General features: G+C 66.2%; 16 protein-coding genes. 8 read left to right on the forward strand and 8 right to left on the reverse strand.

Annotation, left to right across the window (positions count from 1 at the left end; all coding sequences use genetic code 11):
• The first annotated feature begins 2 nt into the window (after positions 1–2).
• From yihA to QQW98_RS07115, 5 genes are all read left to right on the forward strand, one after another.
• Complete coding sequence (gene yihA, locus QQW98_RS07095; RefSeq protein ID WP_290134295.1) at positions 3–656, forward strand: ribosome biogenesis GTP-binding protein YihA/YsxC; 654 nt, start codon at positions 3–5, stop codon at positions 654–656.
• Between the two features lie 77 nt (positions 657–733).
• Positions 734–1399, forward strand: coding sequence for a glutathione S-transferase family protein (locus QQW98_RS07100; RefSeq protein WP_290134296.1), 666 nt, complete (start codon positions 734–736; stop codon positions 1397–1399).
• The gene (locus tag QQW98_RS07105; protein ID WP_290137046.1) at positions 1360–2277 is read left to right on the forward strand and encodes a S1/P1 nuclease; all 918 of its coding nucleotides are present in this window, start codon (positions 1360–1362) and stop codon (positions 2275–2277) included. Before QQW98_RS07100 ends, QQW98_RS07105 begins: the two co-directional genes overlap by 40 nt.
• Positions 2274–3407, forward strand: a complete 1134-nt coding sequence (dapE, locus tag QQW98_RS07110) for a succinyl-diaminopimelate desuccinylase (RefSeq protein WP_290134298.1) — start codon at positions 2274–2276, stop codon at positions 3405–3407. The genes QQW98_RS07105 and dapE overlap by 4 nt, the downstream gene beginning before the upstream one ends.
• A 19-nt stretch (positions 3408–3426) precedes the next feature.
• The gene (locus QQW98_RS07115; RefSeq protein WP_290134299.1) at positions 3427–4662 is read left to right on the forward strand and encodes a dicarboxylate/amino acid:cation symporter; all 1236 of its coding nucleotides are present in this window, start codon (positions 3427–3429) and stop codon (positions 4660–4662) included.
• Between the two features lie 321 nt (positions 4663–4983).
• Here QQW98_RS07115 and QQW98_RS07120 read toward each other — a convergent pair whose 3' ends face one another.
• The 3 genes from QQW98_RS07120 to dapB are packed head-to-tail and all read right to left on the reverse strand — an operon-like array spanning position 4984 to position 6885.
• Positions 4984–5421 carry a hypothetical protein gene (locus QQW98_RS07120; RefSeq protein ID WP_290134300.1) on the reverse strand — a complete coding sequence of 146 codons (438 nt, stop codon included), beginning with the start codon at positions 5419–5421 and terminating at the stop codon, positions 4984–4986.
• Positions 5422–5468: 47 nt separating this feature from the next.
• Positions 5469–6125, reverse strand: coding sequence for an endonuclease III (gene nth, locus QQW98_RS07125; protein ID WP_290134301.1), 657 nt, complete (start codon positions 6123–6125; stop codon positions 5469–5471).
• 16 nt (positions 6126–6141) lie between these two features.
• Positions 6142–6885 (reverse strand): 4-hydroxy-tetrahydrodipicolinate reductase, encoded by a 744-nt coding sequence (gene dapB / locus QQW98_RS07130; RefSeq protein ID WP_290134302.1) that lies wholly within the window; start codon positions 6883–6885, stop codon positions 6142–6144.
• Positions 6886–6920: 35 nt separating this feature from the next.
• Here dapB and QQW98_RS07135 point away from each other — a divergent pair, with 35 nt between their 5' ends.
• Together QQW98_RS07135 and QQW98_RS07140 are read left to right on the forward strand one after the other, a co-directional pair.
• The gene (locus QQW98_RS07135) at positions 6921–7619 is read left to right on the forward strand and encodes an NAD-dependent deacylase (protein WP_290136886.1); all 699 of its coding nucleotides are present in this window, start codon (positions 6921–6923) and stop codon (positions 7617–7619) included.
• A complete protein-coding gene (locus QQW98_RS07140) occupies positions 7616–7954 on the forward strand; it encodes a GFA family protein (protein ID WP_290134303.1) in 339 nt (112 codons plus the stop codon). Before QQW98_RS07135 ends, QQW98_RS07140 begins: the two co-directional genes overlap by 4 nt.
• Here the strand turns inward: QQW98_RS07140 and QQW98_RS07145 are convergent.
• The 5 genes from QQW98_RS07145 to mutM form a co-directional block, all read right to left on the reverse strand.
• On the reverse strand, positions 7951–8739 hold the full coding sequence (locus QQW98_RS07145; protein ID WP_290134304.1) for a HesA/MoeB/ThiF family protein: 789 nt from the start codon (positions 8737–8739) through the stop codon (positions 7951–7953). The two genes, QQW98_RS07140 and QQW98_RS07145, sit on opposite strands and share 4 nt — an antisense overlap.
• A 61-nt stretch (positions 8740–8800) precedes the next feature.
• A complete protein-coding gene (dnaA, locus tag QQW98_RS07150) occupies positions 8801–10213 on the reverse strand; it encodes a chromosomal replication initiator protein DnaA (RefSeq protein ID WP_290136887.1) in 1413 nt (470 codons plus the stop codon).
• Positions 10214–10731: 518 nt separating this feature from the next.
• A complete protein-coding gene (gene rpsT, locus QQW98_RS07155) occupies positions 10732–10992 on the reverse strand; it encodes a 30S ribosomal protein S20 (RefSeq protein WP_290134305.1) in 261 nt (86 codons plus the stop codon).
• 144 nt (positions 10993–11136) lie between these two features.
• Complete coding sequence (gene maiA / locus QQW98_RS07160) at positions 11137–11790, reverse strand: maleylacetoacetate isomerase (protein WP_290134306.1); 654 nt, start codon at positions 11788–11790, stop codon at positions 11137–11139.
• A 10-nt stretch (positions 11791–11800) separates the two neighbouring features.
• Positions 11801–12625: a bifunctional DNA-formamidopyrimidine glycosylase/DNA-(apurinic or apyrimidinic site) lyase gene (mutM, locus tag QQW98_RS07165; protein WP_290134307.1), complete on the reverse strand. Its 825-nt coding sequence runs from the start codon at positions 12623–12625 to the stop codon at positions 11801–11803.
• A 69-nt stretch (positions 12626–12694) separates the two neighbouring features.
• On the opposite strand from mutM, the gene QQW98_RS07170 reads away from it, so the two are divergent.
• Positions 12695–13426, forward strand: coding sequence for a class I SAM-dependent methyltransferase (locus tag QQW98_RS07170; RefSeq protein WP_290136888.1), 732 nt, complete (start codon positions 12695–12697; stop codon positions 13424–13426).

Raw genomic sequence — 13426 nt, forward strand, 5'->3', positions numbered from 1 at the left:
CCATGGAAGGAGCGAACGGAGAGATCGGACAGGAGCTGGTCGACAAGGCGAACAAGCTGTTCTCGCGCCGGGTCGACTTCCTCCTTTCGGCGCCGCAGCTGAAATTCCTGCCCGAACCGACGGTGCCGGAAATCGCCTTCTGTGGCCGCTCGAACGTCGGCAAGTCCTCGCTGCTCAACGCCATTACCGGACGACGCTCGATTGCCCGCACCTCGGTGACGCCGGGTCGCACGCAGGAACTCAATTTCTTCGAGGTGGGCGAGCCGACGCAGTTCCGCCTCGTCGACATGCCGGGTTATGGCTTTGCCAAGGCGCCGGTGAAGGTGGTCGAGCGGTGGAAGCAGCTGGTCCGCACTTACCTTCGCGGCCGCGCGGTGCTGAAGCGCACGCTGGTGCTGGTGGACAGCCGCCACGGGCTGAAGCCAGTCGATATCGAGATGATGAAGATGCTTGACGAGGCGGCGGCAAGCTACCGCGTCGTTCTCACCAAGGCCGACAAGATCAAGGCGAGCGCGCTCACCGAAATGCGCGAGAAAGTGGCCGAGGCCGCCCGCAAGCATCCGGCCGCATTTCCCGAAATCCACGTCACCAGCAGCGAGAAGGGCATGGGGATCGACGACCTGCGGGCCGCGATCCTATCCGATGTGGAACTCTAGGCGGCGGCGCCGTCCGTTCAGTCTCGACAGCGCATCCCTGAACGCTTAGGCGCGGACCATTCAGCAGGGGCAGCGCGATGAAATTGATTCTGGGCAACCGCAACTATTCGAGCTGGAGTCTGCGCGCCTGGCTCGCGGCGAAGCAATCCGGCCTCTCGTTCGAGGAAATCATCGTCCCCTTGTTCGGCGAGAACTGGGAAGCGCAGAAGGACGAGGACGACCTCCAGCCTTCCAGCGGCAAGGTGCCCATCCTGTGGGACGACGAGGTCGTGGTGTGGGACAGCCTCGCCATCCTCGAATATCTCGGCGACAAGGTGGGCGCGGACCGGTTCTGGCCGAAAGATCCGGTCGCGCGCGGCATGGCGCGCTCGCTGGTGGCCGAAATGCACAGCGCCTATGCCGACCTGCGGCAGGAATTGCCGATGAACGTGCGCCGCCGGGTCGAAGGCGCCACCATCAGCGCCCGCACCCGCAGCGACATCGTTCGCATTCTCGGCCTGTGGGCGGAAGCCCGCGCGCGCTTCGGCAAGGGCGGACCGTTCCTGTTCGGCAGTTTCTGCGCCGCCGACATATTCTATGCCCCGGTGGTCAGCCGCTTCGTCACCTACGGCGTCAAGGTGCCGGGCTTTGCCGAAGCCTATATGGAAGCGGTGTGGGAGCACGACTGGATGCAGGCATGGATCAACGCGGCGGAGGACGAGGAATGGACCATCGCGCAATACGACACGGCGCTGACGGGATGATCGCCTTGCGCTTGCTCCTTCCCCTGATCGCATTTCTCGCCATGCTGGCGCCGCAGCCCGCGGCAGCCTGGGGCGAATTCGGCCATCGCACCACCGGCGAAATCGCCTGGGCCAACGTGCAGCCGCAGACGCGCGCCGGCATCTTCGACCTCGTCAAGGCGAGCAGCCAACTCGGCACGCCGGATTGCGCTATCCGCACCCTCGCCGACGCGAGCTACTGGCCCGATTGCCTGCGCCGCGACGGCTGGCGCTGGGGCTACACCTTCGCCTGGCATTACCGCACCGCCCCGATCTGCGAGGCCTACAACCCGCGCGCCAATTGCAGCGGCGGCAACTGTATCCTCGCCCAGATCGAGCGCAACCAGCGCATCCTTGCCGACGAGAGCCTGCCCGCCAACGTGCGGCTGGAGGCCATGGCCTTCCTCGTCCATTTTATCGGCGACGTGCACATGCCGCTGCACTCGGGCGACAAGGACGATCGCGGCGGCAACGACCGCGCGGCGCAATACGGCATCGTCCCGGGCCTGAACCTTCACTGGGTGTGGGACGGGCCGCTGGCCGAACGCGCCATCACCGACACGCGCGACAACGTGGTGCGGCGCTACACGGCGGAAGAGCGCGCGGCACTCGGCGGCGGCGACAGCGCGGAATGGGGCCGGGAAAGCTGGTCCATCGCGCGCGAGATTGTCTATCCCAACGCCTTCGAGGTAGACGATGCCTGCGGGCAGGAATTGCCGGACAGCACCGTCCTGACCCAGCGCGCCATCGTGGCGGCGGCACCAGTGGCCAATCGCCGCATCCGCCAGGCCGGTATTCGCATGGCCGAATATCTCGACGCCGCCTTCGCGCCGGGACCCCTGCCGGAGCCTGCCCGATGAGCGCGCTCGACCATGCCAAGCGCCTGATCGCCTGCGAGAGCGTGACCCCGGCACGCGGGGCCGTGTTCGATGCGATGGAGGCGATGCTCGCGCCGCTGGGCTTCGAAATCCATCGCTTCACGCGCGGCGAGGGGGATGAGGGCTCGCCCGAAGAAGCGGTCGAGAACCTTTTCGCCATCCGCCGCGGACCCGAAGGCAGCAGGCATTTCGCCTTTGCCGGGCATCTCGACGTGGTGCCGCCGGGCGAAGGCTGGTCGAGCGGGGCGTTCGCGCCGGAAGAGCGCGGCGAATTGCTGTACGGGCGTGGTGCCGTCGACATGAAAGGCGCGATCGCCTGCATGGTGGAGGCGGTCGCCCATGTGCCTGCCGACGCCGGCACCATCAGCTTCATCATTACCGGCGACGAGGAAGGCCCTGCGCTCCACGGGACCCGCGCGCTGATCGACCACATGGCCGAAGTGGGCGAGCGGCCGGACCTGTGCCTCGTCGGGGAACCGACCAGCGTGAACCGGCTGGGCGACATGATGAAGATCGGGCGCCGCGGTTCGGTCAACATCTGGCTGGAGGTGGAGGGCACGCAGGGCCACGTCGCCTACCCCCACCTTGCCGACAACCCGATCCCCCGGCTCGTCGCGATGCTGGCCGATCTTGACGCGCTCGTGCTCGACGAAGGGACCGACTGGTTCCAGCCCTCGAACCTCGAGATTACCGATATCGAGGTGGGCAACCGCGCGCACAACGTGATTCCTGCGCTCGCCAAGGCGCGCATTTCGATCCGCTTCAACGACACGCATTCGGGCGCGTCGCTGTCCGAAAAGATCATGGCAATCGCCAAAAAGCACGGGGGCATCGCCAAGCCGATAATCAGCGGCGAGCCGTTCCTGACCCCGCCGGGGACGTTCTCCGACATCGTCGCGGCGGCGGTAAAGGCGGAAACGGGCGTCGAGCCGGAGCCCAGCACTACCGGCGGTACCTCCGACGCGCGGTTCCTGCGCGCCGTGTGCCCGGTGATCGAATTCGGCCTCGTCAACGCGACGATGCACAAGCGCGACGAAGCTGTGGCCATCGCCGACCTCGATACGCTAAGCCGCATCTACAGGCGCATCGCCGAGGCGGCGCTGAAGGCATAAGGGCGATAGGGGGCCGCGCATGAAAACCTGGTTCCGCATTCCGCTGTGGCAGCGCGTCATCGCCGCGCTGGTCCTCGGCATATTGACCGGCTGGCTGTGGGGGCCGGGCGCGGAAAGCATCAAGATCATCGGCGACGTGTTCGTCGCCTTCATCAAGATGCTGGTGGTCCCGCTGATCTTCTTCAGCCTGGTCGCCGGGATCGCCGCGATCGGCGATTTGCGCAAGCTCGGCAGCGTCGGCTGGCGGGCGCTGCTGTTGTTCGTCGTCACCGGCCAGATCGCGGTCTGGCTCGGCCTGTTCCTCGGCACGGTGATCCAGCCCGGCGTCGGCGTGGACACCTCGGCCATCGAGATGGGGGCGATCCCCGAACCGAACGAGACCGGCTGGCGCGACATGGTCATGGGCATGATCCCGCAAAGCCCGGTGCAGGTCATGGCCGACGTCAACGTCCTTCCGCTGATCGTCTTCGCCCTGCTGATCGGCATCGGCATCCTGATGGCGGAAGAGGACGGCAAGCCGGTCCAGAAGATCTTCGATTCAGGCGCGGTCATCATGCAAAAAGTGACCATCGTCGTGATGGAGCTGACCCCCTTCGGCGTCTTCGCGCTGATGGCATGGGTGGCCGGCACGCTGGGGCTCGATGCGCTCGCCGCGCTCGGCAAGCTGGTGCTGCTGAACTACGTCGGCTGCCTGCTGATCATCGGGGTGATGTATTCGGCGATGATCAAGTTCATCGCGCGCCTGCCGGTGATCGATTTCTTCCGCGGGATCATCGATGCGATCGCGGTGAGCTATTCCACCGCCAGTTCCAACGCCACGCTGCCGGTCACGCTGCGCTGCGCGGAGCGGAACCTGGGGGTTAGCAATTCGGTGGCGAGCTTCGTCATCTCGCTCGGCGCCACGATCAATATGAACGGCACCGCGATGTATCTCGGCCTTGCCACGCTGTTCGGGGCGCAGATTTTCGGCGTCGAACTGTCGTGGGCGCAGTATTTCCTGATCTCGATCCTCGGTACGCTGGGCGCGGTGGGCGCGGCCGGCATACCGGGCGCAGGCCTCATCATGATGGCGCTGGTGTTCGGCGCGGTCGGCGTGCCGCTGGAAACGATCGCCTTCGTCGCCGGGGTGGACCGGATCATGGACATGATGCGTACCACCACCAATGTCAGCGGAGATGCCGCCGTGGCAACGACCGTGGCGGTCCTGACGAACGAGATCGACCGCGCCGAGATGATCAGCGCGGACGATGTCTGAAGACGGAGCCGAGCCGGAGCCGTATGCGTCCCGCCGGATTTGGGCGGGCATTGCGCTTGCTCTCTTCGGACCGGCTCTTGTAATCGGCGCATTTATGGCAATCGGCTCGGCGTCCGGCGAAGTGGCGGTCGATCTACCTTGGTACTTGTTGTTGCTGATTTGCTTGGTGCCCGGACTGGCCGGGATAGAGATAATGCCACTCTGGCGGACGACAAAGGCGATCCTTACGGCTATTTACGTCCCATTAGCGTCAGCAGGTGTCCTCTTCGTCCTCATTTGGGCAGCGTGTGCATTCAATAAGGATTGTCTGTAGAAGGCGAACTAATCAGCTCCCATCATGCGCGGGGCGTCGCCAGCTTTGGTCACGCCGTCCTCGGAGAGCTCGATCGGCACGAAGTCGCCGAAGGCGCAGGCCGGGCCGCGCTGGAAGCCGCCGCCGACGCCGTCGAGGACGTAGAAGATCTGCGGCGTGCACAGCTGGCCGCCGCGCACCTCGTAAGTGATCGCCTTCTCGAAACCCAGGCGCGGGCAGCGCTGCGGCAGGGTCGAGCGATACAGCCTGCCGCCGACCTGGAAATCGATCGTATAGTCGTCATGCACGGTCTGGCGGGTAATTGACCCGTTCGGCAGGCAGCGCTGCGCCTCTCCCGTCGCGACCGCCAGCGGGGCGCGGATATCGGGCTCCTCCTCCATGCCAGCCTGCGCGGCGCAGGCGGCAAGGGCGGGTAGGGCGCAAAGGGCAAGTGCGGTGCGGATCATGGCCGGTCTCCTCATAAGCGGCATCATCCTGTGCGCGCCCACCTTAATCAAGCCTTGGCGCGGCTCTTGGGTTCCGGGGTCTTCTTGCGGAAGCTGCACAGGTCGGCGACCTTGCAGCGCCAGCATTCCGGCGTGCGCGCCTTGCAGACATAGCGGCCGTGCAGGATCAGCCAGTGGTGCGAATCGAGCCTGAATGGCTGCGGCACTCTCTTTTCCAGCTTCGCTTCGACCGCTTCGGGCGTCTTGCCCTTGGCGAGGCCGGTGCGGTTGCCGACGCGGAAGATATGGGTGTCGACGGCGAAGGTTTCCTGCCGGAACCAGCAATTGAGCACGACATTCGCCGTCTTTCGGCCGACCCCCGGCAGGCGGACCAGGTCGTCGCGCGTGTCCGGCACCTCTCCGCCATATTCGTCGACCAGCAATTGCGAGAGCGCGATGACGTTCTTGGCCTTCGAATTGAACAGGCCGATGGTCTTGATGTGCTCGCGCAGCCCCTCTTCGCCGAGGTCGAGCATCTGCTGCGGCGTTTCGACTTCGGCGAACAGGCGCCGCGTGGCCTTGTTGACCCCGACGTCCGTCGCTTGCGCCGACAAGGCCACCGCGACGACGAGCTGGTAGCAGTTCCCGTATTCAAGCTCGGTCTCCGGGTTCGGGTTGTCCTCTGCAAGCCTGCGGAAGAACTCGAAGATCTGGTCCTTGGTCATGCGGCTTTGCCCATGCTCAGGACAGCCCCAGCACGTCGTTCATCGTGTAGCGGCCGGCAGGCTTGCCCACGAGCCATGCCGCGCCGGCCACGGCCCCGCGGGCGAAGATCGCGCGGTCTTCGGCGCTGTGGGACAGGGTGATGCGCTCCTGCTCCCCGGCCAGGATGACGCTGTGTTCCCCGGCGACCGTGCCGCCACGCAGGGCGGCAAATCCGATTGCGCCCTTGGCCCGCCTGCCCGAGTGCCCGTCACGCCCGCTCTCGCGATTGGCGGCGAGCTCGATGCCGCGACCTTCTGCGGCCGCTTCGCCCAAGAGCACCGCCGTGCCGCTGGGGGCATCGACTTTCATCCGGTGGTGCATTTCCACGATCTCGATGTCCCAGTCCGGCCCCAGCCTGCTCGCCGCCTCCTCGACCAGGTGCGCCAGCAGCGTGACGCCCAGCGAGGTATTGCCGGTCTGCAGGATGGGCAGCACGCCCGCTGCTTCGTCGATCATCCGGTCATGCTCTTTGCCGAGCCCGGTGGTGCCGATCAGGATCGGGATGCCGGCGACGCGGGCGGCGGCGATATTTGCGGCAAGCGCATCGGGCGCGGAGAAATCGACCAGCGCATCGCATTCGGTCGCCAGCGGGCCGGGCTGCTCGCCGTGGTCGACCCCGCCCGCAAATGCGTGCTCGCCCGCGTCCAGGACCGCGCGGATGGCCAGCCCCATGCGCCCCCCGCTCCCGATGATACCAATGCGCAGTCCGTCTTCGGCCATTGCCACCCCCTCGTGTTGCGTGCTTCATGGGCGACATGGCTGCCCCGCGCAATATCGTGATCCTGACCGGTGCCGGAATCAGCGCGGAGAGCGGCATCGACACGTTCCGCGCCGAGGGCGGCCTGTGGGAACAGCACCGGATCGAGGATGTCGCGACCCCGGAAGGCTTCGAACGCGACCCGGACCTGGTGCTCAATTTCTACGACATGCGCCGCGCCGCGCTGGCGACGGTTGCGCCCAATCCGGCGCATGAAGCGCTCGCCCGACTGGACGCCGAATTCGATGGCGAGCTGCTGATCGTCACGCAGAATGTCGACGACCTGCACGAGCGCGCGGGTGCCCGCCGCGTGCTGCACATGCACGGGGAGCTGAAGAGCGCCCTGTGCCGGATCTGCGAACGCCGCACGCCGTTCGAGGGCACGATGCGTCAGCGGCCCGCCTGCCCGATGTGCGAATCGCGCAGCCTGCGCCCCGATGTCGTCTGGTTCGGGGAGATGCCGTACGAGATGGACCGCATCTACGCCGCGCTGCGCGCTGCCGACCTGTTCGTCAGCATCGGCACCAGCGGCGCGGTCTACCCTGCGGCAGGCTTCGTACGCGATGCGCGCGAAATGGGTGCGCATACACTGGAATTAAACCTCGAACGCAGCGAGGGCTCCCACTGGTTCCACGAATCGCGACAGGGCCGGGCCGGCGAGCTGGTGCCGGCTTGGGTGGAGGAAATATTGCGATGAGCGAGCACCAGGGCAGTTGCCATTGCGGGGCCATCCGCCTGACGCTGCGGGACCAACCGGAGGAAGCGGGCGATTGCGACTGTTCGCTGTGCCGCCGCACGGGCGGGCTCTGGCACTATTGCTCGCCCTCACTTGTCACAGTGGAAGGCGATGCGGAGGGCTACGTTCAGGGTGATTGCATGATCACCACGTGGCATTGCGGCATGTGCGGATGCACGACGCACTGGACGTCCATCGATTTGGAATACGACCGGATGGGCGTCAATCTGAGGATGTTCAATCCGTCGTTATGGCAGGACCTGCCGCGCCGCTTCATCGACGGGGCAAGCTTCTAGCCCGGAGTGCCGCACCCCTTGCAGGCGGGGTCCTTCGCGATTGCAAAGTTGCGCATGTCGCCCTTCAGGCCGTCCATGAGGAAGACCCGGCCCCAGTCGGGCGCGCCGAGGGTGGCGTGGCCGGCCAGCAGCACGCGGATAGACTGCAGCGCGCCGAACGTGCCTGCCCAGCCGACCATGGCGCCCAGCATGCCGTCGTCCGCGCAGGTGTCGCAGTCGTCGGTGTCGAAGGCATCGCCCACAAAGCAGCGGTAGCACGCCTGACCTTCGAGATGCCCTGCGAAGGCGCCCACCTGCCCCTGGAAGCGCCCGACGGCGACGCTCATCAGCGGCACACCGCCACGCACGCAGGCATCGGAGACGGCAAGCCGGGTGGCGAAATTGTCCGTCCCGTCGAGCACGAGGTCGTGGCCTTGCAGCAACGTGTTCGCATTGCCCGCATCGATCCGTGCGTCGTGCACGGCGACGTCGATCGCGGCATCGAAATTGGCGAGCCAGCGGCGGGCGGACACGGCCTTGCCGTGGCTGATGTCGCGCTGCGCATAGATGGTCTGGCGCTGGAGGTTGGACAGCTCCACGTCGCCATCGTCGATCACCGTCAGGGCGCCGATCCCGGCTGCGGCGAGATATTGCAGCGCCGGACTGCCGATGCCGCCCAGCCCGACGATGGCGACGCGCTTCCCCGCCAGCGCCGCCTGCCCCGCACCGCCGATTTCGGGCACGATGATCTGGCGCTGGAAGCGCTCGATGCGGGCCGGGGTAAGCGGGACTGGTGTCAGGGCCATGGGTAAGCCTGTTGGCAGGCTGTGGATGGCCTGTCGATAGTCCCCGTAGCTGCGGGGGACCCTAGCTTTCGAGCTGGCGGAGCAGGCTGCGCACGTCGCCGTCCATGTCAGCGTCGCGTTCGCGCAGGTCCTCGATCAGGCGCACCGCGTGGATCACGGTGGAATGATCGCGCCCGCCGAACTTGCGCCCGATCTCCGGATAGGAGCGCGGGGTGAGCACCTTGGCGAGGTACATCGCGACCTGTCGCGGGCGAACCACGGCGCGGGCGCGGCGCTTGCTCGACATCTCGCTGCGGTCGATACGGTAGAACTGGCACACGGTGCGCTGGATCTCGTCGATCGTGATCCGCTTGCGGTTGGCCGACAGGATATCGGTCAGCTGCTCTTCGGCGAGGTTGAGCGAGACTTCCTGACCCGTCAGCTGGGCATAGGCGATCAGCTTGTTGAGCCCGCCGACCAGTTCGCGGACATTGCGGCTGACGGTGCGGGCGAGGAACTCGATCACGTCGCCCGGCACGTCGAGCGGGGCGAACTTGGCCAGTTTGGCTTCCAGGACGGCGCGGCGCAATTCGATATCGGCCGGCTGGATGTCGGCGACGAGGCCCATGCTGAGGCGGCTGAGCAGGCGCGGCTCGACCCCGTCCAGCGCCTGCGGCGCGCGGTCGGCGGCGAAGACCAGCCGCTTGCCTTCGGCCAGCAGCGCGTCGATCGTGTAGAGCAGCTCTTCCTGTGCGCTCGCCTTGCCGATGATGAACTGGATATCGTCCACCAGCAGCAGGTCGAAACCGCGCAGCCGGGCCTTGAATTCGATCATCTGGTTTTCGCGCAGGGCCTGCACGAATTCGATCATGAAGCGTTCGGCGCTGCAGTAGAAGATGCGCGCGCGCGGATGGCTGGCGAGATAGGCGTGGCCGATGGCGTGCAGCAGGTGCGTCTTGCCCTGGCCCGTCGCGGCCTTGAGATATAGCGGCGAGAACTGCGGCTGTTCCGGCGCGGCCATGCGCTGGGCAGCGTTACAGGCGAGGATGTTGGTGCTGCCGGTGACGAAGGCGGCAAAGGTCAGCGACGGGTCGAGGCCGACCGAGCTGGTGAAGCCATCTTCCACCATGCCGCCGCCGAGCATGATCGGCGCGCCGTCGTTCGCGGCGCTGCGCTGGCCGCCGGCCTGGCCCATCGGCAGGTCGCCCAGCTGGCGCCGGCCCGGGTGGACCGCGACATTGACCTGGCGCACTTCGCCGCGCGCGATCTTCCAGGCGAGCGACAGGCGGTCGTGGAAACGGTCCTGCACCCAGTTGGCGGAGAATTCGGTCGGCAGGTAGAGATCGAGGGTGCCGGTCTCCTTGCAGAACTTGCCGAGGCGGATCGGTTTGATCCACTGGCTGTGCAGCTGGTGGCCCAGGTCCTTGCGCAGGCCCTGGCTTATGTCCGCCCAGTCTGCGGCGAGATCGATGGCTTCCTTTTCCTCATTGGTCATGTCGTCTTCCGCCTGCTTTCGTACCTGGCCCGAAAGCTCGGCATGAGGTCCCATCCTGATCATTTAAGCCCCGTCTGCTTTGTTGCCGGCGCCGGTGGACACCGATGGCTGTTGTTGTCCCGTGGAGGCGAGAGTCAGCTCTCCCGACATCCGGAATCCCCCCCGATCCGGATGGGCCAATCTTGCGATCGCGATTTTCGGGTGCCGATGCCCTCTCGCCTCGACGTGAGAAGTAATAAGAAGACGCGAGCGATGCTGTCCAGTGGGCCCGCGTAACTTTTTTGAAATATACCGCCTTGACTCGGGTCTATGGCGCGGACTTGCGTTAATAGTGTGTCTAATGAGTGGTTTACGCTGATTGCCTGAGCGAATCGCGGAATCTACTGGAGTTTTCGCAGCGCACCATGCGGGCCTGCCGCGAAGACGAAAAAGGCCGGCGCAAAATGCACCGGCCCGTTTCCGTTGGCGTTCCCAATCCGTTCCGCGCCGGCCATAGCCGAGCGGCGAGAATCGGCGAATCAGAGCGAAGCGACGCGCTTGCTCAGGCGGCTCATCTTGCGAGCCGCGGTGTTCTTGTGGAGCACGCCCTTGGCGACGCCGCGCGCGATTTCCGGCTGCGCGGCGCGCAGCGCTTCGGCGGCTTCCTTCTGGTCGCCGCCTTCCAGCGCCAGTTCGACCTTCTTGATGAAGGTGCGGATGCGGCTGGTGCGCGCGGTGTTCACTTCGGCGCGGCGCTCGTTGCGACGGATGCGCTTCTTGGCTTGCGGCGTGTTGGCCATATCGTACGTTCGTTCCCTTGTCGGCCGTCCTGCCGGATCGGCCCAAAATTTCTGTCGGTCAGCAGGATGGGCAGCCTCCAGGGCCGCCGGAAAGCGCGCCACATAGGGCGGTGGGCGCGAATCGTCAAGCGCGCAGGTGCGTTCTCACTCCGCCGCCGGCGCATCCGGCTGGCGCGAAGGATGCGCGGCGACGAAGGCGGGATGGTCGGCGCAGCGCTCCACGATGGCGGCAAGGGTCGGGAAGGGCGCCATGTCGACACCGAAGCGCGCCGCATTATAGGCCTGCGGCACAAGGAAGCACTCGGCATAGGCCGGCGCCTCGTCGGTGAAGGCATAGGCGGTTCCGCGCGGGCTCGCCATGCGTTCCAGCGCCGCAAAGCCGAGCGCGATCCAGTGCCGCGCCCAAGCGTCGACGCCGTCCTGGTCCTGCCTGAATTCTTTCTTCACGTATTTGAGCACGCGCAGGTTCTGGATCGGGTGGATATCGGCCGCGATGGTGAGGGCGAAGGCGCGCGCCTGCGCCGCGGCCTGCGGGTCCGTGGGCAGCAGCGGCACATCGCTGCGCGTCGCCTCCAGGTAGTCGATGATCGCCATCGACTGGTGCAGCCGCACCCCGTCGATATCCAGCACCGGGATCTGCGCCTGCGGGTTGATGGCGACGAAGCCCTCGTCCAGCTGGTCGCCGGCGCGCAGGTCGATGGGCTGCTGGTCGTAACCGACGCCCTTCAGCGCCAGCGCCAGGCGGACGCGATAGGACGCGGTGGAGCGCCAGTAGCTGTAGAGTTTGGGGGTGCTCATGGGCGTATCCTCATTTCTGGCATTTGGGGCAGAACCACGTGCTGCGGCCGCCCTGCACGATGCGGCGGACAATCCCGCCCAGCGTCTCATGACAGCGATGGCAGGGCGCGTCGGTGCGACCGTAGACATCGAAGCGGGTGGCGAAATAGCCGAGGTTACCGTCGGGCTGGGCATAGTCGCGCAAGGTGCTGCCCCCGTCCGCGATCGATTCCCCCAGCACGTCGCGAATGGCCGGGACCAGGCGGGCAAGCTGCGGTCCGGTCACCTTGCCGGCGGCCTTGCGCGGATGGATCTGCGCGCGCCACAGCGCCTCGCACACATATATATTGCCGAGCCCGGCCACGATCCGCTGGTCGAGCAGGCACAGCTTCACCGCCTGCTTTCGCCCCCGGAAGGCAGCGCGCAGGTGCTGCGCCGAAAGCGCCTCTCCCAGCGCTTCGGGCCCCATCGCCGCGAACGGCCCCCAGCTTTCGAGCGCGGCCTCGTCGGCAAGGTCGAGCCAGCCGAAGCGGCGCGGATCGTTGAGCGCGAAGCGGTTCGTCGCGGTGTCGATGACCACATGATCGTGGCGGTCGGGCTCTGCCGGATCGATCCGCCAGCGCCCGCTCATGCCCAGGTGGAACACGACGCTGCGCGCGCGGTCGGTATGGATCAGCCCGTACTTCGCCCTGCGGCCAAGGCCCGTCACCGTCGCCCCGGTCAGCGCCTGCATCAGGTCGGGCGGGAAGGGGCGGCGCATGCCGGGCCGGTTGACGGTGACACGCTCTATCCGCGCGCCATCGAGATAGAGCGCCAGCCCGCGCACGGTCGTTTCTACCTCGGGAAGTTCAGGCATGGCCCAAGCCCGTAACAGCCTTTGCGCAAGTCAGAAACTCCCCTAAGGCCCCTTCCCATGAACGACACGATGAACGACCGGGTTTCCTTCGGCTATGAAGAGGTCAGCGCGGAAGAAAAGACCGCGCGGGTCGGCGGCGTCTTTTCCAGTGTGGCGACCAGCTACGACGTGATGAACGACGTGATGTCGGGCGGGATGCACCGCTTGTGGAAGGACCGCTTCGTCAAGCGGGTCAAGCCGCAGCCGGGCGAGGCGATCCTCGACATGGCGGGCGGCACCGGCGACATCGCCTTCCGCATGGCGGCGCGCGGCGCGGACGTGACGGTGGCGGACATCAACCAGGACATGCTCGACGTCGGCGTCGAACGCGCGATGGAGCGCGGGATAGACGGCCTCGTCTGGAGCCGCCAGAACGCGGAGGAACTTGCCTATCCCGACGCGTGTTTCGATGTCTACACCATCGTGTTCGGCATCAGGAACGTGACGCATATCGGCCGCGCGCTGGGCGAGGCCTACCGTGTCCTCAAGCGGGGCGGGCGCTTCTTCTGCATGGAATTCTCGACCACCGAATGGCCCGGCTTCCGCGAAATCTACGACGTCTATTCGCACAAGGTGATGCCGCAGATGGGCCGCGTGATCGCCAAGGACGAGGACAGCTATCGCTATCTCGCCGAATCCATCCGCCGCTTCCCGCGGATGGGCGAATTCGAAGCGATGATCCGCCGTGCGGGTTTCGAGCAGACGAAGGTCGAGGCGATCCTGGGCGGGGCGGTTGCGATCCACTCCGGGTGGAAAATCTGA

The sequence above is a fragment of the Alteriqipengyuania flavescens genome, from assembly GCF_030406725.1.
In the GTDB taxonomy this organism is placed as follows: Bacteria; Pseudomonadota; Alphaproteobacteria; order Sphingomonadales; family Sphingomonadaceae; genus Alteriqipengyuania_B; species Alteriqipengyuania_B flavescens.

Coding starts and splice junctions, on each gene's coding strand:
- dnaA (WP_290136887.1), bottom strand. CDS start 10,213: ATGACCAATGAGGAAAAGGAAGCCATCGATCTCGCCGCAGACTGGGCG.
- nth (WP_290134301.1), bottom strand. CDS start 6,125: ATGACCAAGGACCAGATCTTCGAGTTCTTCCGCAGGCTTGCAGAGGAC.
- mutM (WP_290134307.1), bottom strand. CDS start 12,625: ATGCCTGAACTTCCCGAGGTAGAAACGACCGTGCGCGGGCTGGCGCTC.
- QQW98_RS07170 (WP_290136888.1), top strand. CDS start 12,695: ATGAACGACCGGGTTTCCTTCGGCTATGAAGAGGTCAGCGCGGAAGAA.
- QQW98_RS07120 (WP_290134300.1), bottom strand. CDS start 5,421: ATGATCCGCACCGCACTTGCCCTTTGCGCCCTACCCGCCCTTGCCGCC.
- dapE (WP_290134298.1), top strand. CDS start 2,274: ATGAGCGCGCTCGACCATGCCAAGCGCCTGATCGCCTGCGAGAGCGTG.
- QQW98_RS07115 (WP_290134299.1), top strand. CDS start 3,427: ATGAAAACCTGGTTCCGCATTCCGCTGTGGCAGCGCGTCATCGCCGCG.
- QQW98_RS07145 (WP_290134304.1), bottom strand. CDS start 8,739: ATGGCCCTGACACCAGTCCCGCTTACCCCGGCCCGCATCGAGCGCTTC.
- maiA (WP_290134306.1), bottom strand. CDS start 11,790: ATGAGCACCCCCAAACTCTACAGCTACTGGCGCTCCACCGCGTCCTAT.
- yihA (WP_290134295.1), top strand. CDS start 3: ATGGAAGGAGCGAACGGAGAGATCGGACAGGAGCTGGTCGACAAGGCG.
- rpsT (WP_290134305.1), bottom strand. CDS start 10,992: ATGGCCAACACGCCGCAAGCCAAGAAGCGCATCCGTCGCAACGAGCGC.
- QQW98_RS07140 (WP_290134303.1), top strand. CDS start 7,616: ATGAGCGAGCACCAGGGCAGTTGCCATTGCGGGGCCATCCGCCTGACG.
- QQW98_RS07105 (WP_290137046.1), top strand. CDS start 1,360: ATGGACCATCGCGCAATACGACACGGCGCTGACGGGATGATCGCCTTG.
- QQW98_RS07100 (WP_290134296.1), top strand. CDS start 734: ATGAAATTGATTCTGGGCAACCGCAACTATTCGAGCTGGAGTCTGCGC.
- dapB (WP_290134302.1), bottom strand. CDS start 6,885: ATGGCCGAAGACGGACTGCGCATTGGTATCATCGGGAGCGGGGGGCGC.
- QQW98_RS07135 (WP_290136886.1), top strand. CDS start 6,921: ATGGCTGCCCCGCGCAATATCGTGATCCTGACCGGTGCCGGAATCAGC.